The organism is Glaciimonas sp. OK215 (genome assembly GCF_057787885.1).
The window spans coordinates 1,704,540-1,727,243 of the sequence record NZ_CM173544.1 but is presented as its reverse complement, the minus strand read 5'-3'; the positions used below and the strand labels follow the sequence as shown (position 1 = coordinate 1,727,243).

At 56.4% G+C, this 22,704-nt stretch carries 20 protein-coding genes and 1 tRNA gene; 7 read left to right on the top strand and 14 right to left on the bottom strand.

Features of this window, described 5'->3' with window-relative positions; all coding sequences use genetic code 11:
• Positions 1-128: 128 nt before the first annotated feature.
• The gene (locus tag AC3CHX_RS07795; protein WP_488643476.1) at positions 129-929 is read left to right on the top strand and encodes a sulfite exporter TauE/SafE family protein; all 801 of its coding nucleotides are present in this window, start codon (positions 129-131) and stop codon (positions 927-929) included.
• A 54-nt stretch (positions 930-983) separates the two neighbouring features.
• Here AC3CHX_RS07795 and mdeB read toward each other — a convergent pair whose 3' ends face one another.
• Complete coding sequence (gene mdeB / locus AC3CHX_RS07790; RefSeq protein WP_488643475.1) at positions 984-3,668, bottom strand: alpha-ketoglutarate dehydrogenase; 2,685 nt, start codon at positions 3,666-3,668, stop codon at positions 984-986.
• 138 nt (positions 3,669-3,806) lie between these two features.
• Between mdeB and AC3CHX_RS07785 the strand changes: the two genes are divergently transcribed.
• Together AC3CHX_RS07785 and AC3CHX_RS07780 are read left to right on the top strand one after the other, a co-directional pair.
• Complete coding sequence (locus AC3CHX_RS07785; protein WP_488643474.1) at positions 3,807-4,271, top strand: Lrp/AsnC family transcriptional regulator; 465 nt, start codon at positions 3,807-3,809, stop codon at positions 4,269-4,271.
• Between the two features lie 45 nt (positions 4,272-4,316).
• Positions 4,317-4,640: a tyrosine-type recombinase/integrase gene (locus AC3CHX_RS07780; RefSeq protein WP_488644762.1), complete on the top strand. Its 324-nt coding sequence runs from the start codon at positions 4,317-4,319 to the stop codon at positions 4,638-4,640.
• A gap of 76 nt (positions 4,641-4,716) precedes the next feature.
• Here AC3CHX_RS07780 and AC3CHX_RS07775 read toward each other — a convergent pair.
• From AC3CHX_RS07775 to AC3CHX_RS07730, 10 genes are all read right to left on the bottom strand, one after another.
• Positions 4,717-4,807: transfer RNA gene (locus AC3CHX_RS07775), tRNA-Ser, on the bottom strand.
• Between the two features lie 152 nt (positions 4,808-4,959).
• Positions 4,960-6,267: a serine--tRNA ligase gene (serS, locus tag AC3CHX_RS07770; RefSeq protein WP_488643473.1), complete on the bottom strand. Its 1,308-nt coding sequence runs from the start codon at positions 6,265-6,267 to the stop codon at positions 4,960-4,962.
• Positions 6,268-6,462: 195 nt separating this feature from the next.
• A complete protein-coding gene (locus AC3CHX_RS07765) occupies positions 6,463-7,452 on the bottom strand; it encodes a peptide ABC transporter ATP-binding protein (protein ID WP_488643472.1) in 990 nt (329 codons plus the stop codon).
• Positions 7,452-8,480, bottom strand: a complete 1,029-nt coding sequence (locus AC3CHX_RS07760) for an oligopeptide/dipeptide ABC transporter ATP-binding protein (protein ID WP_488643471.1) — start codon at positions 8,478-8,480, stop codon at positions 7,452-7,454. Before AC3CHX_RS07760 ends, AC3CHX_RS07765 begins: the two co-directional genes overlap by 1 nt.
• A gap of 24 nt (positions 8,481-8,504) precedes the next feature.
• Positions 8,505-9,422: an ABC transporter permease subunit gene (locus AC3CHX_RS07755; RefSeq protein WP_488643470.1), complete on the bottom strand. Its 918-nt coding sequence runs from the start codon at positions 9,420-9,422 to the stop codon at positions 8,505-8,507.
• Positions 9,419-10,429, bottom strand: a complete 1,011-nt coding sequence (locus AC3CHX_RS07750; protein WP_488643469.1) for an ABC transporter permease subunit — start codon at positions 10,427-10,429, stop codon at positions 9,419-9,421. Before AC3CHX_RS07750 ends, AC3CHX_RS07755 begins: the two co-directional genes overlap by 4 nt.
• Before the next feature lie 234 nt (positions 10,430-10,663).
• Positions 10,664-12,280 (bottom strand): ABC transporter substrate-binding protein, encoded by a 1,617-nt coding sequence (locus AC3CHX_RS07745; protein WP_488644761.1) that lies wholly within the window; start codon positions 12,278-12,280, stop codon positions 10,664-10,666.
• A gap of 100 nt (positions 12,281-12,380) precedes the next feature.
• On the bottom strand, positions 12,381-13,769 hold the full coding sequence (locus AC3CHX_RS07740) for an aminopeptidase P family protein (protein WP_488643468.1): 1,389 nt from the start codon (positions 13,767-13,769) through the stop codon (positions 12,381-12,383).
• Between the two features lie 46 nt (positions 13,770-13,815).
• Entirely contained in the window at positions 13,816-14,433 is a 618-nt protein-coding gene (locus AC3CHX_RS07735; RefSeq protein WP_488643467.1) for a helix-turn-helix domain-containing protein, read from the bottom strand.
• A gap of 222 nt (positions 14,434-14,655) precedes the next feature.
• The gene (locus AC3CHX_RS07730; protein WP_488643466.1) at positions 14,656-15,960 is read right to left on the bottom strand and encodes a replication-associated recombination protein A; all 1,305 of its coding nucleotides are present in this window, start codon (positions 15,958-15,960) and stop codon (positions 14,656-14,658) included.
• A 188-nt stretch (positions 15,961-16,148) separates the two neighbouring features.
• Here AC3CHX_RS07730 and fdxA point away from each other — a divergent pair, with 188 nt between their 5' ends.
• A complete protein-coding gene (fdxA, locus tag AC3CHX_RS07725) occupies positions 16,149-16,481 on the top strand; it encodes a ferredoxin FdxA (RefSeq protein WP_488643465.1) in 333 nt (110 codons plus the stop codon).
• A gap of 60 nt (positions 16,482-16,541) precedes the next feature.
• On the opposite strand, the gene lolA is transcribed toward fdxA, so the two are convergent.
• Together lolA and AC3CHX_RS07715 are read right to left on the bottom strand one after the other, a co-directional pair.
• Positions 16,542-17,216 (bottom strand): outer membrane lipoprotein chaperone LolA, encoded by a 675-nt coding sequence (gene lolA, locus AC3CHX_RS07720; protein ID WP_488644760.1) that lies wholly within the window; start codon positions 17,214-17,216, stop codon positions 16,542-16,544.
• Positions 17,217-17,373: 157 nt separating this feature from the next.
• Positions 17,374-19,710, bottom strand: coding sequence for a DNA translocase FtsK (locus AC3CHX_RS07715; protein ID WP_488643464.1), 2,337 nt, complete (start codon positions 19,708-19,710; stop codon positions 17,374-17,376).
• Positions 19,711-20,155: 445 nt separating this feature from the next.
• Between AC3CHX_RS07715 and trxB the strand changes: the two genes are divergently transcribed.
• The 3 genes from trxB (at position 20,156) to AC3CHX_RS07700 (ending at position 22,159) form a co-directional block, all read left to right on the top strand.
• Positions 20,156-21,112: a thioredoxin-disulfide reductase gene (gene trxB, locus AC3CHX_RS07710; protein ID WP_488643463.1), complete on the top strand. Its 957-nt coding sequence runs from the start codon at positions 20,156-20,158 to the stop codon at positions 21,110-21,112.
• Positions 21,113-21,268: 156 nt separating this feature from the next.
• The gene (locus tag AC3CHX_RS07705; RefSeq protein ID WP_488643462.1) at positions 21,269-21,460 is read left to right on the top strand and encodes a hypothetical protein; all 192 of its coding nucleotides are present in this window, start codon (positions 21,269-21,271) and stop codon (positions 21,458-21,460) included.
• A 42-nt stretch (positions 21,461-21,502) separates the two neighbouring features.
• On the top strand, positions 21,503-22,159 hold the full coding sequence (locus AC3CHX_RS07700; protein WP_488643461.1) for a Smr/MutS family protein: 657 nt from the start codon (positions 21,503-21,505) through the stop codon (positions 22,157-22,159).
• A 33-nt stretch (positions 22,160-22,192) separates the two neighbouring features.
• On the opposite strand, the gene rraA is transcribed toward AC3CHX_RS07700, so the two are convergent.
• Complete coding sequence (gene rraA, locus AC3CHX_RS07695; RefSeq protein ID WP_488643460.1) at positions 22,193-22,687, bottom strand: ribonuclease E activity regulator RraA; 495 nt, start codon at positions 22,685-22,687, stop codon at positions 22,193-22,195.
• Positions 22,688-22,704 lie beyond the last annotated feature (17 nt).

Genomic DNA, 22,704 nt, shown 5'->3' with positions numbered 1-22,704 from the left:
GGCAGGAGTGTGGTCACCCAACAGGTGACTGTATTCATTGAAGATATTTTTAATTTAATCAATACCTTATAGGTAACTTGGAGCGGTCAACTACCGTTTCTAGGGTTACCAGATGGGAGACTGTACGAATGTTGCTGAACCTTGGATTGGGCATGACGGTCGGCGTCATTCTTGCATTAACCGGTGCCGGCGGCGGCATTCTGGCCGTGCCACTGTTGATTTTCGGCGCGGGCCTCGGCGCGGCAGAAGCCGGTCCGATCGGTCTGCTGGCCGTTGGCATGGCGGCGGCACTGGGGGCGATATTCGGGCTGAAAGCCGGCATCGTGCGTTACAAGGCTGCGCTGTTGACCGCCGGCAGCGGGATGCTGCTCGCGCCACCCGGTTTATGGCTGGCGCACAACACGGACAATCGATGGCTGACGCTGCTGTTTGCGATTGTCTTGCTATATGTCGCCGCCAGGATGTTCAAGCAAAGCATGCGCCAATCGACCGATCGTGCGCTGGCATCGGCCCGTCGGCCGCCGTGCATTCGCAACGCCGACACCGGAAAAATCGTCTGGACCTCCCCCTGTGCCTGGGCGCTCGCGCTGTCCGGTGCCATTGCAGGCCTTCTCTCCGGCCTGTTGGGTGTCGGTGGCGGTTTCGTGATGGTCCCGGCACTGCAGCGCAGCACCGATCTGGCGATGGAGTCGGTGGTCGCCACCTCGCTCGCCGTGATTGCCCTGGTGTCGATGACCGGCGTAGTTTCAAGCGCCCTGACAGGACATTTGAATTGGGTTGTGGCAGCGCCGTTTTGCAGCGGCGCATTGGCCGGCATGCTAGGCGGACGGATGCTCGCCGATCGCCTGTCAGGCCCCAGACTGCAACAGGGATTTGGGCTCGTTTCCGCCTTGGTTGCAGTGGGAATGATAGTCAAAGCGGCTCACTAATGAACGGGGCGTATCGGCTGCAAGTCGGTCCACCCCGCCGAATACTTCCGCTCTTTATACCGTTGTCGACAACGGTTTCGTCAAATCCAAACCGAGCGCTTCTGCAAACTTCGTGAGCTGCGCCGCATCTTTTCCGACGGGCAGTTCACGCAATGCGGTAAAGGCGATCCATTTCGCATCGACCTCGAAAAAATCGCGCAGGTTGGCCCGCGTATCGCTGCGTCCAAAGCCGTCGGTGCCCAGCGTCACGTAACGCGCCGGCACATGGGCGCGGATGCTTTCGGGAATGCTGCGCACATAGTCGCTGGCGGCGATGACCGGTGCATCGCTGTGTCCTAACTGTTGCGTGACGTAAGCTTCTGCGGCAGCGTTGGACAAGCGTTGCATGCGTTCCGCGGCGATGCCGTCGCGCGCCAGTTCGGTGTAGCTCGTGACGCTCCAGACTTCGGCGCTGACGCCAAACTTTTCCTTGAGCAGTGCGGCAGCGCCGATGGCTTCTTTCAGGATCGGCCCGGCGGCCAGCAGGCGCACGTCGGCGTTTGCTTGCGGCTGCAGGCAGTACATGCCGCGCCTGATCCCTTCCTCGGCGCCCGGCGGCATGCTGGGCTGCGCTTCGTTCTCGTTGGTCACTGTGACGTAGTAAAAAACATCGTCATTCTTGTCCAGCATGCGCTGCATGCCATCCTGCACGATCACCGCCAATTCATAGGCGTAAGCCGGATCGTAAGACACGCAATTCGGCACCATCGCCGCCATCACATGACTGGATCCGTCCTGATGCTGCAAGCCTTCGCCCGCCAGCGTCGTGCGTCCGGAGGTCGCACCGATCAGGAAGCCGCGTGCGCGCTGGTCCGCCGCCGCCCAGATCAGGTCGCCGATGCGCTGGAAGCCAAACATCGAGTAGTAAATATAGAACGGCAGCATCGGCAAACCATGCACCGAATAGCTGGTCGCGGCCGCGGTCCAGGAAGAGATCGCCCCCGCTTCGGTAATGCCTTCTTCGAGAATCTGGCCGTCCTTCGCTTCGCGGTAAGACAGGATCGAGCCGATATCTTCCGGTTCATATAACTGGCCCTGCGCCGAATAGATCCCGACTTGCCGGAACAGGTTGGCCATGCCGAACGTGCGTGCCTCGTCGGCCACAATCGGCACGATGTGCTTGCCGATCGCGGCGTCCTTCAACAAGCCGCCCATCATCCGCACCAGTGCCATCGTGGTCGACATGTCCTTGTCGGCGGCTTCCAGCGCGAATCTGGCGTAGGACTCGATGGCAGGCACTGCCAGCTTGGCCGGTGCCGTGTTGCGGCGCGGCATGAAACCACCCAGCGCCGCGCGGCGCTGCAGCAGATGGCGCATTTCGGGACTGTCATCGGCGGGCTTGTAGAACGCCAGCACCTCGCAATCCGCATCGGAAATCGGCAGACGGAAACGGTCGCGGAATTCGAGCAGGGTGTCGGCGTCGAGCTTTTTCTGCTGATGCGTGGTCATCTTGCCCTGGCCCGCCGCACCCATGCCGAAACCCTTTTTGGTTTGAGCCAGGATCACGGTGGGCTGGCCCCGATGATTGGCCGCCGCCTGATACGCCGCATGGATTTTTTTCATGTCGTGGCCGCCGCGGCGCAACCGGTCGATCTCGTCGTCGGTCAGTGTCGCGCCAATCGCCTGCAAGCTCGGCGTCTGTCCAAAGAACTGCGCGCGATTGAAGGCGCCGTCGTTGGCGGCGAAGGTTTGCAACTGGCCATCGACCGTCTGGTTCAGCGCATTCACCAGTTCGCCCGACTTGTCGCGGGCAAATAGCGGATCCCAGTCCGAGCCCCACAACAACTTGATGACATTCCAGCCGGCGCCGGCAAAGATGGTTTCCAGTTCATCAACGATATGGCCGTTGCCGCGTACCGGGCCGTCGAGCCGCTGCAAATTGCAGTTGACCACGAACACCAGGTTGTCCAGCGTTTCTCGCGAAGCGAGGCTGAGCGCGGCCAGCGATTCCGGCTCATCCATCTCGCCGTCGCCGAAGACGCCCCACACCTTGCGGTCCTGCGGCGCCAGCAAACCGCGGTGCTCCATGTAGCGCATGAAGCGCGCATGGTAGATCGCGCTGATCGGGCCGAGTCCCATCGAACCGGTCGGGAACTGCCAGAAATTTTCCATCAGCCACGGATGCGGATACGAGGACAGGCCCTGCGTGCCTTGTTTCTTGCCTTCGATTTCCTGCCGGTAGAACGACAGCTCTTGTTCCGTCAGCGTGCCTTCCAGGAAAGCGCGCGCGTAAATGCCGGGCGCCGAATGGGCCTGGAAGTAGACCAGGTCGCCGCCGAACGCATCGGTGCGCGCGCGGAAGAAATGGTTGAAGCCGACTTCGAACAGATCGGCTGCCGAAGCGTAGCTGGCGATATGGCCGCCCAGTTCGCCATAGGCACGGTTGGCCCGCACCACCATCGCCAGCGCATTCCAGCGGATCAGGCTGGCCAGATGCTGCTCGGTCGCCAGCGCATCCGAGCCGCCCGGAAACGACGGCTCATCCTCGACCCGGATGGTGTTGGTATAGGGCGTATTGCGCGCATCGCGCCATTTGATGCCCGACTGCTGTGCGGCTCCGCTCAGACGCGACAGCAGATAACGTGCGCGCTCCGGACCGGCGGCCTGTATCACGCCTTGCAACGCGTCGACCCACTCGCCGGTTTCCTGCACATCGCTATCGAATTGATTGTTTAAGTTATTGGCAGACGACATTTCCATGGCCTTCATTCCTCGCTCGTTGAATACCTATAATTTACCGGCAACAAAGCAGCATAGGTAACCGAAATAAGCTGCCGCAATCTTGAAATGCAGCATAAAATTCCATAATTATTAACAGATCAGACATTTACACTGCATATGGAACTGGACTCAACGGATTTGCGTATTCTAAAGGCGCTGCAGGACGATTCCAATATCAGCAATATCGACCTGGCGAAAAAGATCAATTTATCAGCCTCGCCAACGCTGGCACGGGTCAAGCAGCTGGAAGCCGAAAAAGTGATCTCGGGTTACGTCGCGCTGGTCGATCCGCCGGCGCTCGGCCTGAAAATGAATGTATTCATCCAGATCAGTCTGGAGAAACAGGAGTCCGCCGCGCTGGCGCGCTTCGAACAAGCGGTTAGTCACTTCGAGGAGGTGATGGAGGTCTATCTGATGACCGGTGACGAGGATTATCTGCTGCGCATCGTGGTGCCGGATATCCAGGCGCTGGAGCGCTTTATTCTGGATCACCTGACCAAGATCGCCGGCATCAAGAATATCCGTTCCAGCTTCGCATTGAAGCAGGTGAAATACAAGACGGCGCTACCGATCAATACGTAGCGGCGTGGTTGAGTAAATCAAGACAAGGCGCAATACCTTTTATATATCCGACACAAAAAATGGAGATCCGCGCATCATGCCGACTCATCCCAAGATTCTGGTGCGTGTAAAAAATCTAATCGAGACACGCCGAAAATTACTATTCAAGGATCGTTTATGAATACACGCAAAATCTGCGGCCTCGACCATATTCACGTTCACGACCTGAGGCGCAGCGCGGCGAGCGAACGGATCAATGCGGGCGTTGATTTATATACAGTCGGGAGGACATTGGGACACAAAGATTCTCGATCCACGCAACGATATTCGCACCCGGCGATAGATACCCTGACTACTGCCGTGGGGAAAATTGGAAAGAAATCACTTTGATGGTCAATACTTCCCCCACCACAAACAATAAACGCCCCGATTAAGGAGCGTTGTATGTGACGTAAGTCTTTGAATCTGGAGGAGAAGGTGGGATTCGAACCCACGTTACAGCGAAACTGTAAACCAGATTTCGAGTCTGGCGCATTCGACCACTCTGCCACTTCTCCTTATTGGTCGTTTGCTGCATGGTCTGCAGCAAAGCACGAGATTATAGCAGGATATTTTTGTCCTTGAAACCTCTTTTTAACCGTGCCTGCAAAATGGCATTACCTTCGATCCGGCAATACCTGCGACGCTATTTTGTCGCCGGTTTGCAGACTCAGGGTGCGGGCGTCAAGCGCGTAATACCGCCCATATAAGGATGCAATACAGCCGGGATCTCGACGCTGCCGTCGGCTTGCTGGTAATTTTCCAGCACCGCCACCAAGGTCCGGCCTACCGCCAGGCCGGACCCGTTGAGAGTGTGCACCAGCTCGGTCTTGCCTTGGGCATTCCGGAAGCGGGCTTGCATGCGGCGCGCCTGGAATGCTTCCATATTTGATACGGATGAAATCTCGCGGTAGGTATTTTGTGCCGGCAGCCAGACTTCGAGGTCATAGGTTTTGGCAGCGCCAAAGCCCATGTCACCGGTACACAGCGCGACCACGCGGTATGGCAGGCCGAGCTTTTTCAGGATGACTTCAGCGTGACCGACCATTTCCTCAAGCGCTTCGTATGACTGCTCCGGATGCACGATCTGCACCATTTCGACCTTGTCGAATTGGTGCTGGCGGATCATGCCGCGGGTGTCGCGACCGTAGCTGCCGGCTTCCGAGCGGAAACAGGGTGAGTGCGCAGTCATCTTGATCGGCAGCGTCTCACCGGCAACGATGTCATCGCGCACGATATTCGTCAATGGCACTTCAGCCGTCGGGATCAGATACAGCGCAGCGCTGTCGGCGCCCTGCTCGCCTTCCTGACCGCCTTTTTTGACGGCGAACAAATCCTCTTCAAATTTCGGCAACTGGCCGGTCCCACGCAATGAATCCGCGTTGACGATGTAAGGCGTATAGCATTCGGTATAGCCGTGCTCAGCGGTATGCGTGTCGAGCATGAATTGCGCCAGCGCACGGTGCAGACGGGCGATACCGCCCTTCATCACAGAGAAACGCGAGCCGGTCAGCTTGGCGGCGACATCAAAATCCAGACCGACACCGGCACCGACGTCGACATGGTCGCGTACGTCGAAATCGAAACTGGGCAGCGTACCGAATTTGCGCACTTCGACGTTGCCGGATTCGTCGCTACCGACCGGTACCGATTCATGCGGCAGGTTCGGGATGATTTCCAGAAATTTGCTGAACTGCTCCTGCACCTGATCAAGGCGGGTTGCCGAAGCCTTCAGTTCGTCACCGATACCGCTCACTTCTGCCATCACCGCCGATGCATCTTCGCCTTTGCCTTTGAGCATGCCGATTTGCTTGGACAGCGAATTGCGCTGGCTCTGCAGCTCTTCGGTGCGGCTCTGAATTTGCTTGCGTTCAGCTTCCAACGCATTGAAAGCGTTGACGTCAAGCTGGAATTTGCGCGCAGCCAAACGGCTGGCGACGGTAGCGATGTCTTTGCGGAGAAGTTGGATGTCGATCATGGAATGTACGGGCGTAAAGTTAAATCACCAAGAAATAAGCCGCCATTGTACCAAGCTCGGACGGTATTACGGCAGTTGCAAGCACAAGCTGAATGACGGACAAAACCTGGGCGCAAATGCATCACGGCTCCCGGGAGAGCTGCAAATCCGGAAGCCGCGATGTCGCATGGCATTTTGATGGCAAGAAATTACGCGCTAATTAATTTCCGCAACCCGATGACAGGCCACCAGCCGCCCGTCGAACTCCTCCAGCACAGGCACCTGCTGGCGGCAACGCTCGACCGCATGCGGACAACGGTTATTAAAACTGCAACCAGGCGGCGGCGCCAGCGGCGACGGTAATTCGCCCGGCAACATCATCTTTTGCTGACGCTGCGCCGGATCAATGTGTGGCGTGCTGGCCAGCAGCGCTTTGGTGTAGGGGTGCAGCGGCCGGCTGAAGATGTCCTGCTTGCTGCCGTGCTCGACCGCCTTGCCCAGATACATGACCAGAACGTCGTCGGCGATATGCTCCACCACGGCCAGGTTATGCGAAATGAACAGGTAGGCGACACCGCTGGCATCCTGCAAATCCATCAACAGATTCAGCACCTGCGCCTGGATCGAGACATCCAGTGCCGAGACCGGCTCGTCAGCGACGATCACTTTCGGGCCCAGCATCAGGGCGCGGGCGATTGCCACGCGCTGGCGCTGACCGCCGGAGAACATATGCGGAAAGCGGTTGTAGTGCTCGGGGCGGAGACCGACTTTGGCCATCATGGCTCGTGCTTTTTCGGCGCGCTGCGACTTGCTCAAGCTGGTGTTGATAATCAGCGGCTCTTCCAGCATCGCACCGACCTTCTTGCGCGGATTCAGGCTGGCGTATGGATTTTGAAACACCATTTGCACTAACGGACGAACCCGCTTGAGGGTCGCCCTGTCGGCATCGGCGATGTTGGCGCCATCCATCCACAGCTCGCCGCCGGTGGGTGGCTCGATCATCGTAATCTGGCGCGCCAGCGTGGATTTTCCGCAACCGGATTCCCCGACTACGGCCAGGGTCTGGCCCTGGCTCAGGCTGAACGTCACGCCGTCCAGCGCCTTCGCAGTCGCTTTGGGCTTCAGCCAGCCTTGCGATACGTTGTAATGTTTACTGAGATTCCTGGCTTCGAGTAAAACGTTTGGCTTGAGAATGGTGATCGTCATTATGCTGCCCTGCTATTCAATAACTCGTTTGGCTGAAACAACGTCCAGCCATTGGTCGGCTGACCGGCGCGATCGAGCGGAAAATGGCAACGCACCTGCGCTCCGGCGCTACCGGTCAGCGCCGGGCGCTCTTCGCGACAACGCTGTACCGCATAACGGCAACGCGGGCTGAGCAAACAACCGGTGGGCCTATCGTACTGACCGGGCACAACGCCGGGAATGGTCTGCAAGCGCTCGCGACCGATGTTGTGCTCTGGCAGCGCGGCAAGCAGCGCCTGCGTATAAGGATGTTGCGGCGCCTGGAAAATCGTTGGCACCAGCCCGGTTTCCACCACTTGTCCGGCATACATCACAACCACCCGCTGCGCCGTCTGAGCGACCACGCTGAGGTCATGTGTGATCAGCATCAACGCCATGCCGCGATCGCGCTGCAATTGCAGCAGCAACTCCAGCATTTGCGCCTGTACGGTAACGTCCAGTGCGGTGGTCGGTTCATCGGCGATCAACAGACGCGGATTGCAGGCGATCGCAATCGCCACCATGACGCGCTGGCTCATGCCACCGGACAGTTGATGCGGATAGGCATCCAGGCGACGCTCCGGATCCGGAATATCGACCTGCTTCAGCAGCGCCAGAGCGCGGGCGCGCAGCTCGCTATTGGAACCGCCTTGATGCACGCGCAACGTTTCGATCAGTTGATACGCTACCGTGAAGGACGGGTTCAGACTGGTCATCGGATCCTGAAAAATCATCGCAATGTCCTTGCCCAACAATTGACGGCGCTGCTTTTCCGGCATCGTCAGCAGATCACGGCCGTCAAACGCCATGCGTTCGGCTTTGACCCGACCCGGGTAATCAATCAGTCCCATCAGCGCCAGCGAAGTGACACTCTTGCCGGAGCCGGATTCACCTACGATACCGACGACTTCTCCTGCCTCAATGTTCAGGTCCAGGCCATCGACGGCGGTAAACGGGGAAACCGTCGAGCCGAACTCAACCCCGAGGTTTTTAATTTCTAGCAATGCCATGGCTACTCGCTTTATCAGGTTTAATTAGCGCTTCAATTTCGGATCGAGCGCATCACGCAACCCGTCACCCATCAAATTAAACGCCAGTACCGAGACCAGAATCGCCAGCCCGGGAAAGGTCACGACCCACCAGGCGCTCTGGATGAATTCCAGTGCACTGGCCAGCATCGAACCCCATTCAGGCGTCGGTGGTTGCGCACCGAGGCCAAGGAAGCCAAGCGCCGCAGCATCGAGAATGGCGGTAGAAAATCCCAGCGTCGCCTGCACGATCAGCGGTGCTGCACAATTCGGCAGCACGCAATTGAACATGATGCGTAGCGTGCCGGCACCGGCAATGCGCGATGCACTGACATAGTCTTTAGAGAGCTCGCCGATCACGGCAGCACGCGTCAGCCGTGCATAGTGCGGCAACATCACGATCGCAATCGCATACATTGCGTTCATCAAGCCCGCTCCCAGAATGGCCACCACCGCCACTGCCAGCAGCAGGCTCGGGAGTGCCAGCATGATATCCATCAAGCGCATGATGGCCACTTCAACCACGCCGCGGAAGTACCCTGCCAACAAGCCGAGGACGACCCCAAGCACCATTGACAGCGAGACCGACACCAGTCCGATCAACAACGACAGGCGGGTGCCATGGATCAGACGCGACAGCATATCGCGGCCAACCGGATCGGTGCCCAGCAGGAACTTGGCGGTCCCACCAGTCTGCCATACCGGCGGCGCCAGCGTCGCATCGCGAAATTGCTCAATCGGGGAATGCGGTGCAATGACGTCTGCGAATATGGCGCAGAGCAAGATGATGCCAATGATTGCCAAGCCGATCACCGCGCCGCGATTCTGGCTGAAATAGCTCCAGAATTCGCGCAGCATACTTGGCGGCGCACTGACCGCAGTGGTGGCAGAGGCGTTAGCCTGAAGCGAGGTCGTATGGTTCATGAGTTGTGCCGTATGCGAGGATTGATCACGCCGTACAACAGGTCAATGACCAGGTTGACGATGATGATAATAGTGGCGGAAAGCAAAATGCCGCCCTGCACGACCGGGTAATCGCGACGCTGAATCGCGCCGACCAGCCACTTGCCGATGCCCGGCCACGAGAAAATGGTTTCAGTCAGAATGGCGCCGGCCAGCAAGGTGCCGACTTGCAAACCGATCACCGTCACCACCGGAATCAATGCGTTGCGCAAGGCGTGGATACCGATCACGCGCCAGCGCGACAAACCTTTGGCGCGGGCGGTGCGGACATAGTCTTCGCGTAATACTTCCAGCATCGCCGAGCGGGTCATGCGTGCAATCACTGCCAGCGGAATGGTGCCAAGTGCGATCATCGGCAATATCAGATGCGACAGCGCCGATTTGAAGGCACCGGCATCACCCGCCAACAAACTATCGATCAGCATGAAGCCGGTGACCGGCGGAATATCGAACATCAGATCGATGCGCCCGGATACCGGGGTCCAGCCCAAGGTCACGGAAAACAGCAGAATCAGCAGCAGCGCCCACCAGAATACCGGCATTGAATAGCCGGTGAGCGAGGCTCCCATCACTGAATAATCGAGGAAGGTATTGCGCTTTATCGCAGCCAGGATACCGGCGGGAACGCCGATCAGCAGCGCCAGCAACATGGCGCAAGTAGCGAGTTCCAGCGTGGCAGGAAACAAGGTCCGGAATTCTGTCAATACAGATTCGTGGGTGGTCACGGAAACCCCGAGATGGCCGTGAAATACCTGCCCCAGATAAGAAAAATATTGCACGTACAGCGGCTGATCGAGACCGAATTCTTTCATCATCTGCGCATAACGCACAGGGTCCATGCCGCGCTCGCCGGATATCGCCTCGACCACGTTGCCCGGGATCATATGAATCAATAAAAACACCAGCAGTGTGATGCCGAGAAAGGTCGGAATGACCAAAACTGCGCGTCGCAGGAGGAATCCAAACATAGGAATACCTGTTCAAGTAAAAATGAATGCTCTCAGAACCAGATAGCGGCCTGTTGGGCCGACTATCGGTTCAGCTTGGCGTGAATGACCATTCGTGATGGCTGCCTGTCGGAATGAAACGATGGCGAAGAGTTGTCATTGCACGCGTACAGCTAAAACCTGGACGATTGTTTTTAATCATACGACCAGATTTCAAACCATGTTCGACATGACGACTACTCTCCGCCAAGTACCTTACTTGACTAAATCAACCTTATCGAAATAGAAGCCATATGGCGTTGCCGGTATCTTGAAACCAATCACATTCTTGCGAACCGGTACGTAGCCCACCGAGTGTGCGATGTCGATCCACGGCGCTTCTTCGTGTGCGATTACCTGTGCTTTTTCATACAAAACGGCGCGTTCAGACTGCTTCGACGTCCGTTTGGCTTTTTCGATCAGGGCGTCAAATTCCTTGTCGCACCAGCGTGAAACGTTGCCGCCGCCCTTCACACCTTCGCAGCTCAGCAAGTTGCCGAAGAAGTTATCCGGGTCACCGTTATCGCCGGACCAGCCAAACATCATCGATTGCTGGTCGCCGGTTTTGCTGCGCTTCAGATATTCGCCCCATTCGTAGGTAGTGAGCTTGGTTTTGACGCCAATTTTGGCCCAGTCTGCCTGCACCAGTTCGCCTATGCGCTTGCCGTCAGGATTGTAGGGACGCTGCACCGGCAGATACCACATCTCGACTTCCACACCATTTGGATAACCGGCCTTGGTCAGCAGTTCTTTGGCCTTTTTCAAATCATATGGATAATCCTTGACCTTGTCGTTGTATGACCAGAGTGTCGGCGGAATCGGGTTTTTTGCCGCCTGGCCTGCGCCTTGAAACACCGTTTTGAGTATGGTTTCCTTATCGATCGCCATGTTCAATGCTTGCCGTACCAGCTTGTTATCGAATGGCTTTTTATCAACGTTGAACGCAATGTAACCAATGTTCATGCCTGGCTTTGCGATCAGATTAATGTCTTTATCCGCTTTCATTGCCGCTAAATCGGCCGGTTTCGGATACGACATCACTTGGCACTCATTGGCTTTCAACTTGGCATAACGGACCGATGCATCAGGCGTAATGGCATACACCAGGTTATCGATTTTTGGACGTCCGCCCCAGTACGCATCAAATGCCTTGTAACGAATAACCGAATCTTTTTGGTACGACACAAATTCAAACGGCCCGGTGCCAATCGGCTCGCGGTCGATGATGTCCAGGGTGCCGGCTTTTTGCAACTGGGCGCCATATTCGGCCGAATAGATCGAGGCAAAATACATCACCAGGTCGGCGAGGAATGGCGCTTCAGGATGCTTGAGTTTGAAACGTACGGTGTTGTCATCGACTTTTTCGACTTTGTCGAGGATGTTATCCAGCCCCATGTCGAGGTAGTAGCCGAAAGTCTGTCCGGTCGCCAGCTTGTGGAACGGATGCTTGGGGTCGCCCATGCGGTCGAAAGTGAACACGACGTCGTCGGCGTTAAAGTCGCGCGTCGGCTTGAATTTTGCGTTGCTGTGGAACTTCACGCCTTTGCGTAACTTGAAGGTGTAAACCAGGCCGTCCGCCGAAATATCCCATGATTCCGCCAAGGCAGGCTTGATCGTGGTGGTTCCCAGTTCAAACTCAACCAGACGGTTAAAGAGCGGGTTGGCAGAGGCGTCAAAAGTTGTGCCGCCAGTGTACAACTGCGGGCTAAAACCCTCCGGGCTGGCCTCCGAGCAGTACACCAGTGTTTTTTTCGCTTGCGCACAAGCCAGGCCGGCACAAACGCTTAACACAGCTACTAAACCCAGCTTGGCAACAAATTTTCCATTTTTCATCATCATTCGTCTCTCCCTTGGTTGATATTGCAATGTCGTGACATCGTATTCACGCGGTGCTTCCCGGTAAATCCATTTAACAACACCTTCTTGCTTTTGATTACATCGCCATCGCTGCTTCGACTTCTTCACAGGTTTTGGGAATTGCCGGTCCCAACACCCGCGCACCGGTTGCGGTAACCAGGACGTTATCTTCAATCCGGATTCCACCGAAATCAAGGTACTCGGCAAAACGCCCATAATCAATCAAGTCGGCATGACGGCCTTCTGCCTGCCAGCGTTTGATCAGCTCCGGAATAAAGTAAATCCCGGGTTCGACCGTTATTACCATGCCGGTAAGCAAGGGCTTTGCCAGCCGCAGATTACGCAAGCCGAACAAGTTGCTGCGGTTGACGCTGGCGTCGTACCCAACCTGGATTTCGCCCAGCCCTTCCATGTCATGCACGTCCAGACCGATCTGGTGACCGAGGCCGTGCGGGAAACAAATCGCATACGCCCCCGAGTCCACCACCTGCTGCGGATCGCCTTTGAAAAAACCAAGCGCGGATAAGCCCTCGACCATCGTCAACGCCGCCAGCTTGTGCAATTCCAGATACGGCACCCCCGGATGGATGGCGGCTATGGCGCGTTGCTGTGCACGCAAAACAATCTCATAGACAGCGCGCTGGCGTGCGCTGAATTTTCCGCCGACCGGAATCGTCCGGGTGATGTCAGTAGCGTAGCCCAAGGCACTAGAGACGCCGGAATCATTCACCACCAGATCGCCGGCTGCCAGTTGCTGGGTGTGATCGCGGCTATGCAGGATCTCGCCATGCCTGGTAAAAATGACGGGATAAGCCCCGTGCAAATCGTGACCGCGCATGATGCCTTCGATAGTCCCGACCACCTCATACTCGAATTTGCCGGGCCTGGCCTGACGCATCGCCGCGAGGTGCATTTCTTTGGTGATCGCTAAGGCGCGCTCCATTTCAGCGACTTCTTCTTCCGTTTTTATTTCACGCAAACTGATGACCGCAGCAATCAGGCTTGGCGAGACACCGGCCTGCACCTGCTCTGGCGTACCGGCAAACAGGCGCGCCAGCTCCAGAATCGATTCGCCGCGATAAGGTGGCAAATAATGGATCGTGCGCTGCTTGCTGCGCGCTTCGGCGATGACGTCGCTTAACGCACTGTATGGCTTGACCGTGCCGACGCCAGCCATCGCGGCGCGTTCGACCAACGATGGCTGTTGCCCGGTCCACACGACTTCCTCGATATCCGGATCGTCTCCGAACAGGATATCGACACCGGCATCGATATCCATCACGCCGGCCAGATCGGCATGATCCAATCCGAAGAAATAGGAGAACGAAGCGTCCTGACGAAACCAATAGTGATTGTGCGGGTAGTTCATCGCAGCATGGGTATTCCCCAATACCAGCAACAATCCTGATGAAAATTGTTGCCTCAGCCGGTGACGGCGCGCCGCGTACTGTGTGCTCTCGAACATCAGATCCTCAATTCCATTCATTTAGTGAAGCAAAAGCCGTACCGACTCAAGAAAATTCGGTGCCACGCAGGAATCTGCCGTTGTCGCTGCCCTGTTCCTGCGCATCGGCGCCATCGAATAGTTGTGCGGTTCCGACCCAAAGCAACTCGGCCTGCTTGCTTTTGTGCTGCAGCGCTTCAACACTGTGCGGAATCGTGCCGTCGAAGTGAAGGCTGTCGCCGACGCTCAGCACGTAATGCTTGGCGCCCACCTTGTATTCGACTTGCCCACTCAGCACGAAAACCATTTCATCGCCCTCGTGCGACACCAATTCCGACTTGTACCCGGACGGCATCGTGAACTTGACCGAATGCACCTGGCTACCGGGAAAAACCGTCGACAACCGCTCGTATTTCACTTGGCCGCTGGCAACCGAATAGGCTTGCCGCTGATCATGATATGAATCCGGCTGTACTTGTTGTGGTTGTTTAATCAAGTCGCCAATCGGCACGCCAAGCGCTTTTGCGATGACGACCAACGAAGTAATCGAAGGACTGGTCAGGTTGCGCTCTACCTGCGAAATAAAGCCGGCAGTCAAGCCGGTCTCGGCCGCAATCTGCACGAGTGTCTTCTTCACCGCATGGCGCCGCGCCCGGATGGATTTTCCTACTTGTGGCTTTGTCATTCCTGTCCCCACGTGTTTACCAGTTGATCCGTGCGGATCGCTTGTTGGTTATATTAATTAGCCGGTAAACCGAGGGAAATTATAGTCATACTAAAATTCCAGTCAAGCAGAAATTTTAGCCCCACTACAATTTTTGCTCATGAGGGTGCGCGAAAATAGGATGGTTGCACCGGGCGGCCCTGCGCGCTCGAGATAAAAAATGATGCAGTGGACTTTCGGAAGTTACTTCCCGCGCGCTTTCCTATCCAGCTCGCGCAGCCAGGTCAGCTTGTCGCCGATTTTTATTTCCAGCCCCCTAGGCACAGGCGCGTACCATCCGGGTTCGGGCATGTCATCCGGCAAATAGGTCTCTCCCGCAGCATACGCATCAGGTTCGCTATGCGCATAGCGGTATTCGTGACCGTAACCGAGTTCCTTCATCAACTTGGTCGGCGCGTTGCGCAGATGCACCGGCACCTCGCGCGATTTGTCTTTGCGGACAAACGCCATGGCCTGGTTGAAGGCGTTGTAGCCGGCATTGCTTTTGGGTGCCATCGCCAGGTAAAGCACCGCCTGCCCTAGCGCCAGCTCACCTTCCGGCGAACCTAAACGCTCGAAGGTTTCTGCCGCATCGTTGGCAATCTGCATCGCCCGCGGGTCGGCAATACCGATGTCTTCCCACGCCATTCTGACGACGCGGCGCGCCAGATATCTGGGGTCCGCGCCGCCGTCCAGCATGCGGCACAACCAGTACAACGCACCGTCAGGACTGGAACCGCGCACCGACTTATGCAGCGCGGAAATCTGGTCATAAAAATTGTCGCCGCCCTTGTCAAAACGACGCGCATTCAGCGTCAACGCATTCTGCAAAAACTCGGACGTCACTTGCGTCGTACCGGAAGCTTTGATGCCGGCGCTGCACTGCTCCAGCAAGTTGAGAAGGCGCCGCGCATCCCCATCGGCATAGCCAATCAGCGTATCGACGGCCGCATCGTCGAACTGCAGATGGGACAATACCAACTCCTGGGCACGAAGCAGCAACTGCTTCAACTCGGCGTCGCTCAAGGCCTGCAAAACGTAGACTTGCGCCCGCGAAAGCAGCGCCGAATTGACCTCGAAAGAAGGGTTCTCGGTCGTCGCACCAATGAACGTCACCAGCCCTGATTCCGCATACGGCAACAATGCATCCTGCTGGGATTTGTTGAAGCGATGAATCTCGTCAACAAACAGCAGCGTGTGTTTGCCCTGCGCCAGATTTTGCTCAGCCTGCTCCATCGCTGCGCGGATGTCCTTGACACCGGAAAACACCGCAGACAGCGCGATAAATTCACAGGCAAACGCACGCGCAGTCAGGCGCGCCAACGTGGTTTTTCCGACACCGGGCGGCCCCCAAAGAATCATCGAATGCGGCTTGCCGGACTCGAAAGCCAGACGCAACGGCTTACCCGCTCCCAGCAGATGGCTTTGGCCGATAACTTCATCGAGCTTGGCAGGACGAAGAGCCTCGGCCAGCGGTGGCGTAGGTTCTACTTTGAAAAGATCAGACATGGCAAAGGCGCTCAGCAAAAAAAACAGACTTGTTAAAAATAGATCCGGCAAAAATATCACAGCGCATCAGTCTAGCGCATGAAGAATTTCTTTGGCGACGGCGACGCAAAACCGCCGAATATGAGAAAATCCGGCGCTGCCCGGGAACCTGTCGGCCCCAAAGCCACCGCCAACTTCAGAAACTCGCCATGCCCTTCGTCGTTACCGATTCCTGCATCCTCTGCAAATACACCAGCTGCGTCGACGTCTGTCCGATGAACTGCTTTCGTGAAGGGCCTAATTTCCTGGCCATCGCGCCGGACGAGTGCATCGATTGCTCGATGTGCGTGCCAGAATGCCCGGTCGGCGCAATTTATAACGAGATTGACCTGCCGGACGATCAGCGCCATTTCAGCAGACTGAATGCAGAACTGGCGGCGCGCGCCGATTGGAAGCCCATCACGCGCTCGCAAGCGCCGCTGCCGGAACATGCGATGTGGCGTTCGGCAAATGACAAATTGGCTTTTTTGGAGGCAGGTTAGTTCAGATAAGGCCGCATCACCCGGAATCGGGTGCCGCCAAGCAATACCCAAGCGGCTATCTCAATTGTTGAAAACGTCGGCGCCCTTAGGCACCACAAACTTGAAACCGCCGCTAGGTGCCGGTGGATTCTTGACGAAGTTTTTGAACGACAGCAGTGAAACCTGACCGAACGAATCACGCAATTCCATCGCAACAGGCACACCATTCCGCAAACCGATTCCGATCTGATCAAAAGTCGTGTCCTTGGCCTTTGGCTTCACTTCCAGCCACTCCAGACCATCCTTCGGCGTTCCTTCTTTCAGCGTGAAATTCTTTTCCAGGTCATTGCTGCCGAACAGGATCGCCGCAGGCGAGGAACCGAGTGCGTTACCCAGCTTCTTGGTCGTTACCTGATTCAAATCCTTATCGTACATGTACAGCTTGTCGCCATCTGCTTGCAGCACTTGCTCGTACGGCTTCAGATAGGTCCAGATAAATTTACCGGGACGGGCAAAAATAAAAGTGCCGGTTGATTCCGTCGATAACTTGGCAGTCTTGGTGCCGCCATCGGTTTTGACCAAACGCTGGGTGAACTCGCCTTTGGCCGACTGCGTGCTACTGACGAAGGATTTGAATTGTTCCAGTGCACTTGCGCTGGCAATGCCTGGCAACAGCACGACTGACAAGGCCAGGCTCGTCACCAGTTTGCGCGTGCTGAACCAGCGCACAGCGCCGGCACTCGACTGTTCATTCAACCTGACATTGTTGCGCTGGACTGCATTTGTAGTTGGATTCACGATAGCTTTCATTGCATGTTCTTTATAGTTAGGATAGCCGCCAGGCAGGGAAGAAAAGCGTAGCGTGTTCCGTCCTGCTTGACTATCTTCTTGCTTGGCGGCCTTACGCCGTCGGTTATTCCGGATTTCCCGCCGGCACCAAAATCTCACGGTTACCATTCGACTGCATGGTCGACACCAGCCCGCTTTGCTCCATTTGTTCCAGCAAACGGGCGGCGCGGTTATAACCGATACGCAAGTGCCGTTGCACCAGTGAAATCGAGGCACGCCGATTCTTCAGGACCACGGCGACCGCCTGATCGTACAGTTCGTCACCTTCGGTTCCAGCGGTTGCGCCACCGCTCACGCCGCCGTCGCCATCTTCGGCCACGCCGCCTTCAAGAATACCTTCAACGTAATTCGGCTCGCCTTGTTCCTTCAAATAATCCACCACGCGATGCACTTCTTCATCCGACACAAACGCGCCGTGGACGCGAATCGGCAAACCGGTACCTGGCGGCATGTACAACATATCCCCCATACCGAGCAGTGCTTCCGCCCCCATCTGATCCAGAATCGTGCGCGAATCGATCTTGCTGCTGACCTGGAATGCAATCCGGGTCGGGACGTTGGCCTTGATCAGGCCGGTAATCACGTCTACAGATGGGCGCTGCGTGGCCAAAATCAAGTGAATACCGGCCGCACGGGCTTTTTGCGCGATACGGGCGATCAGTTCTTCCACCTTTTTCCCAACGACCATCATCAAGTCCGCCAACTCATCGATAATGACAACGATAGTGGGGAGTTTCTCCAGCGGTTCCGGCGCGTCCGGCGTCAGGCTGAACGGATTCGGGATTTTTTCTTCGCGTTTGTCAGCGTCTATTATCTTCTGGTTATACCCCGCCAGATTGCGCACGCCCATCTTCGACATCAGCTTGTAGCGCCGCTCCATCTCATTGACGGCCCAGTTCAGCGCGTGGCCGGCCTGCCGCATATCGGTCACAACCGGTGCCAGCAAATGCGGAATGCCTTCATAAATCGACAATTCCAGCATTTTCGGATCGATCAAAATCAAGCGCACCTGCTTTGGATCGGATTTATACAGCAGCGACAGAATGGTGGCATTGATCCCGACCGATTTACCTGAACCGGTAGTACCTGCCACCAGCAAGTGCGGCATCTTGGCCAGATCGGCCACTACCGGATGGCCGCCAATGTCTTTGCCGAGTGCGATCGTCAGACTGGAGACGCCGTCGTTGTAGACTTTGGAACTGAGAATTTCGGTCAGGCGAACGATCTGGCGTTTTGGATTCGGCAATTCCAGGCCCATGAACATTTTGCCGGGAATCACCTCCACCACGCGGATCGACGTCAGCGATAACGAGCGCGCCAGATCTCGCGCCAGGCCGACAATCTGGCTACCTTTGACGCCGGTTGCCGGTTCGATTTCATAACGCGTAATGACCGGTCCCGGGTAGGCCGCCACCACTTTCACCTGAACGCCGAAATCTGACAGCTTTTTCTCAATCAGGCGACTGGTGAATTCCAGTGTCTCGACGCTGACGGTTTCCTGCGCCGGCGGTGCTGCATCCAGCAAGGCCAGGGGTGGCAGGTTGGTGTCCGGAAGATCCTGAAACAGCGTGGTTTGTCTTTCTTTTTCCACCCGTTCAGATTTTTGTACCGTGACAATTTGCGGTTCGATACGGATCGGCGGCGCTTCGACAATCTTGGCACGTTCCTGAACCACAACTTCCTCGCGCTTGACAGCGGCGACATAACCGGCCTTGCGGTCTGCGCGCGCGGCGATCAAATTCCTGATCCACAGAATCGCGCCCTCGACACCCTGGCCAATCCGCTCAGCCACCGTCAGCCAGGAAACATGAAAAAACAGGCTGACGCCGAGTGCGAATAGCAACAACAATATCAGCGTGGCACCGGTAAATCCCAGCGCGCTCTGCGCATTGCCGCCGATCAGCCGGCCCAGCACGCCACCGGGCGCCCGTGGCAATTGCATATGCATCGAATACATACGCATGTATTCGATGCCCATGCTACCGGCCAGTATCAGGACAAAGCCGATGCCGCGAATCAGGCCTTCGTGCGGATGCTCCGGCTCCAGCTCCGGCTCACTCTCGACCACCAGGCGTTGTGAGATGCGCCGATAACCAATCCACAACGAACGTAGCAGTAATACACACCACCACCAGGCCGATGCGCCGAACACAAACAACATCAGGTCAGCCAGCCAGGCACCTATGCGCCCGCCCCAGTTGTCCAGGTGCGTCACCGCGCTCGCATGCGACCAGCCCGGATCCGTCTTGGAATAGCTCATGAAAATGATCACCAGATAAGCGGTCAGGACCGCGAAGATGATCCAGCGTGCCTCTGACAGCAGCCGCACCAGGCGATTCTGAGGCGGCGGCGCGGCCTTCGGCTTGGCACTGCGGGTATAAGCTTGCGTTGTTCTAGTCATAAATCCGATTGGCAATACTGGTTGATACTAAAAATACATGTTGGAATTTTGAATCCGGCCAACTCCCGCCAACAAGGTGAAATTATGCACTTGAATGATGCAGTGCCCGCTTCCTTTGATGCAGTACAGCAAAATGGTTCTCGGGTATCAACACATTTAGACTGCCGAGTACGTCAAAATCGCCGCTTCGACTATAATCTTAACCAGTTTTGAGCCGCATTTTTGATCGCCCCGACAATATTCATCTTTTGTTACGGATTTATAAATTAGCGCCGCACACTGGTCAGCACCGCCAGGACCTGCTTGATATCTTAATTTAAGATCCCATATCGGTATTCAACGATGTTTTGGCCGCGCTTTTTACCATTTACCAAGCGGTCACATGTTCAGTTAGCAGATATGCAGCAGTCGTCAGACGCCCCGACACCTTCACCTGAGATCATTTATGAGCACTGAAAAACCAATCAAACACGCCCACGTATTAATTCTCGGCTCAGGCCCCGCCGGTTACGCGGCCGCAGTCTATGCCGCGCGCGCCAATCTGAAGCCAGTGTTGATTACCGGGATCGAACAGGGCGGTCAATTGATGACCACCACCGACGTCGAAAACTGGCCCGGCGACCATGGCGGCGTGCAAGGTCCGGATCTGATGCAGCGCCTGCTGAAGCATGCTGAAGAATTCAACACCGAAATCATTTTCGACCATATCCACACCGCCAAGTTATCGGAAAAGCCATTCCGCCTGATCGGTGATTCCGGCGAATACACTTGTGACGCCTTGATCATCGCCACCGGCGCATCGGCGCAATACCTGGGCCTGCCTTCGGAAGAAGCCTTTATGGGCAAAGGCGTGTCGGCTTGCGCCACCTGCGACGGTTTCTTTTACAAAGGCCAGGAAGTCGCAGTGGTTGGCGGCGGGAATACTGCGGTGGAAGAAGCGCTGTATCTGTCCAACATCGCCACCAAAGTCACCCTGATTCACCGCCGCGAAAAATTCCGCGCCGAACCTATCCTGATCGACCGCCTGATGGCCAAAGTTGCCGCAGGCAACATCGAAATCAAATGGAACCACACGCTGGAAGAAGTCACAGGCGACACCAGCGGCGTCACCGGCATCAACATAAAATCGACCGTAGACGGCATGGTCACGCCAATCAAAGTGCACGGCGTCTTCGTTGCCATCGGCCACAAGCCGAATACCGGTATTTTTGAAGGTCAGCTCAGCATGCACAACGGCTACATCAAAACCAAAACCGGCCTCGAAGGCATGGCTACCGCCACCAGCATAGCAGGCGTATTTGCCGCCGGCGACGTCCAGGACCACATCTACCGCCAAGCCATTACCAGCGCCGGTACCGGCTGCATGGCCGCGCTCGACGCACAACGCTTTCTGGAAGAGTAAATTCAACGCCGTCGCCCGCCGATGGCAGGCGACGGCGTTATAGTTTGCGTTGATGTTGAAGTGCTATTCCGAGTGCCAAATACCCTCGAAAAATCCCAGCGGAGCGACACCCGCATAAAAGCCGGCAACAGAACACAGAATATTGGAGGCAGCCTCATGACCACGCCCATCAAAGACTTCAACGACCTGAAATCCCTGCAACAAAAGTTGAAATTGCAGGAAGAAACCCGCCTGGCCGAAGCTGCAGAACGGCAACAGCACGAACAGCAAGCCAACCGCGACGCCGAAATTTTCCGTAAAAGCATCGGCAACATACAACCGCTCAACCCGACTGCAAAGAAAAAATAAGCCAGCCAAGCCCGACATTACTTACACTCCAGAACCACTCCCATGTCCGGCCCGATCAAAGATTTCCGCGCCCTCAAACCCCTGCGCAAAGAACTAAAGGCGCAGCACGAAGCCCGTCAGGCCGCCGCCGCTGAACGCCTGCGTCGCGAGCAACAGGCGCAGCGTGAAAACAATCAGTTTCACCATAGCGTTGGCCCGGTATTCCCACTCAAATCCTCCGACAGAATCACGGCCCATAAGCCGGCACCAATTCCACATCCACGCCTGAAAAATCAGCAATTCAATCCACCGGCCATACTGCAAGCATCGCTTTCCGACGAATTCAGTATAGAAAATCTGCTCGACAGCGACGATCACTTGCGCTTCGCCCGCAGTGGCGTCGGTCCCGATGTGCTACCGAAACTGCAGCGCGGACATTGGGCTATCCGACAACAGCTGGATCTGCATGGCCTGCGCACCGATCAGGCGCGCGACATACTCGCCGAATTCCTGCGCCTGGCCAACAAACGCGGCTGGCGCTGTGTGCGCATCATTCACGGCAAAGGATTCGGCTCGGTCAATCAGGAGCCGGTGTTGAAAGGAAAAGTCCGCGACTGGCTGGTACAGATGGAGGAGGTTGTGGCTTTTTGCCAGGCCAATGACGCCGACGGCGGATCAGGCGCACTGGTGGTCCTGCTCAAGGCGCAGCTTCGATGTTAGTCACAGCAGACGCAGCAGCCATCCGCACTTATCTCAATGCAATTTTTCAGCGGCCACCAGCAGTCCGTCGGCATCGGCATAAATCCAGTCGCCTGGCATCACCGCCACACCGGCTATCGAGACCCGAATATCCTGTTCGCCTATGCCTTTTCGCACGCTGCGCTGCGGATGGAGGGCCAATGCGCGGATGCCGATATTGCAGCCATTCAACTCAACCGAATCGCGTGCGCAACCGTTGACGATGATGCCGGCCCAGCCATTCTTTTCTGCCAGCAGGCCGAGGTTTCCACCCACTAACGCGCAGCGCAAGCTTGCGCCGCCATCCACCACCAGCACCTGGCCGTGACCGGGGGTTTCGAGTGCGGCGCGCACCAGCACATTATCCTCGAAGACTTTCAGTGTACGGGCCTGCCCAAAAAAGCTGACTTGTTTGCCGAACGCCAAAAATACCGGCGGCAACACGCTTAAACGACCATCGCCGAGTTTGTCTTCGTTGGCATCGCAAATATCGCAGGTGGCAAAAATCACTCTCTTCTCCTTGAAAT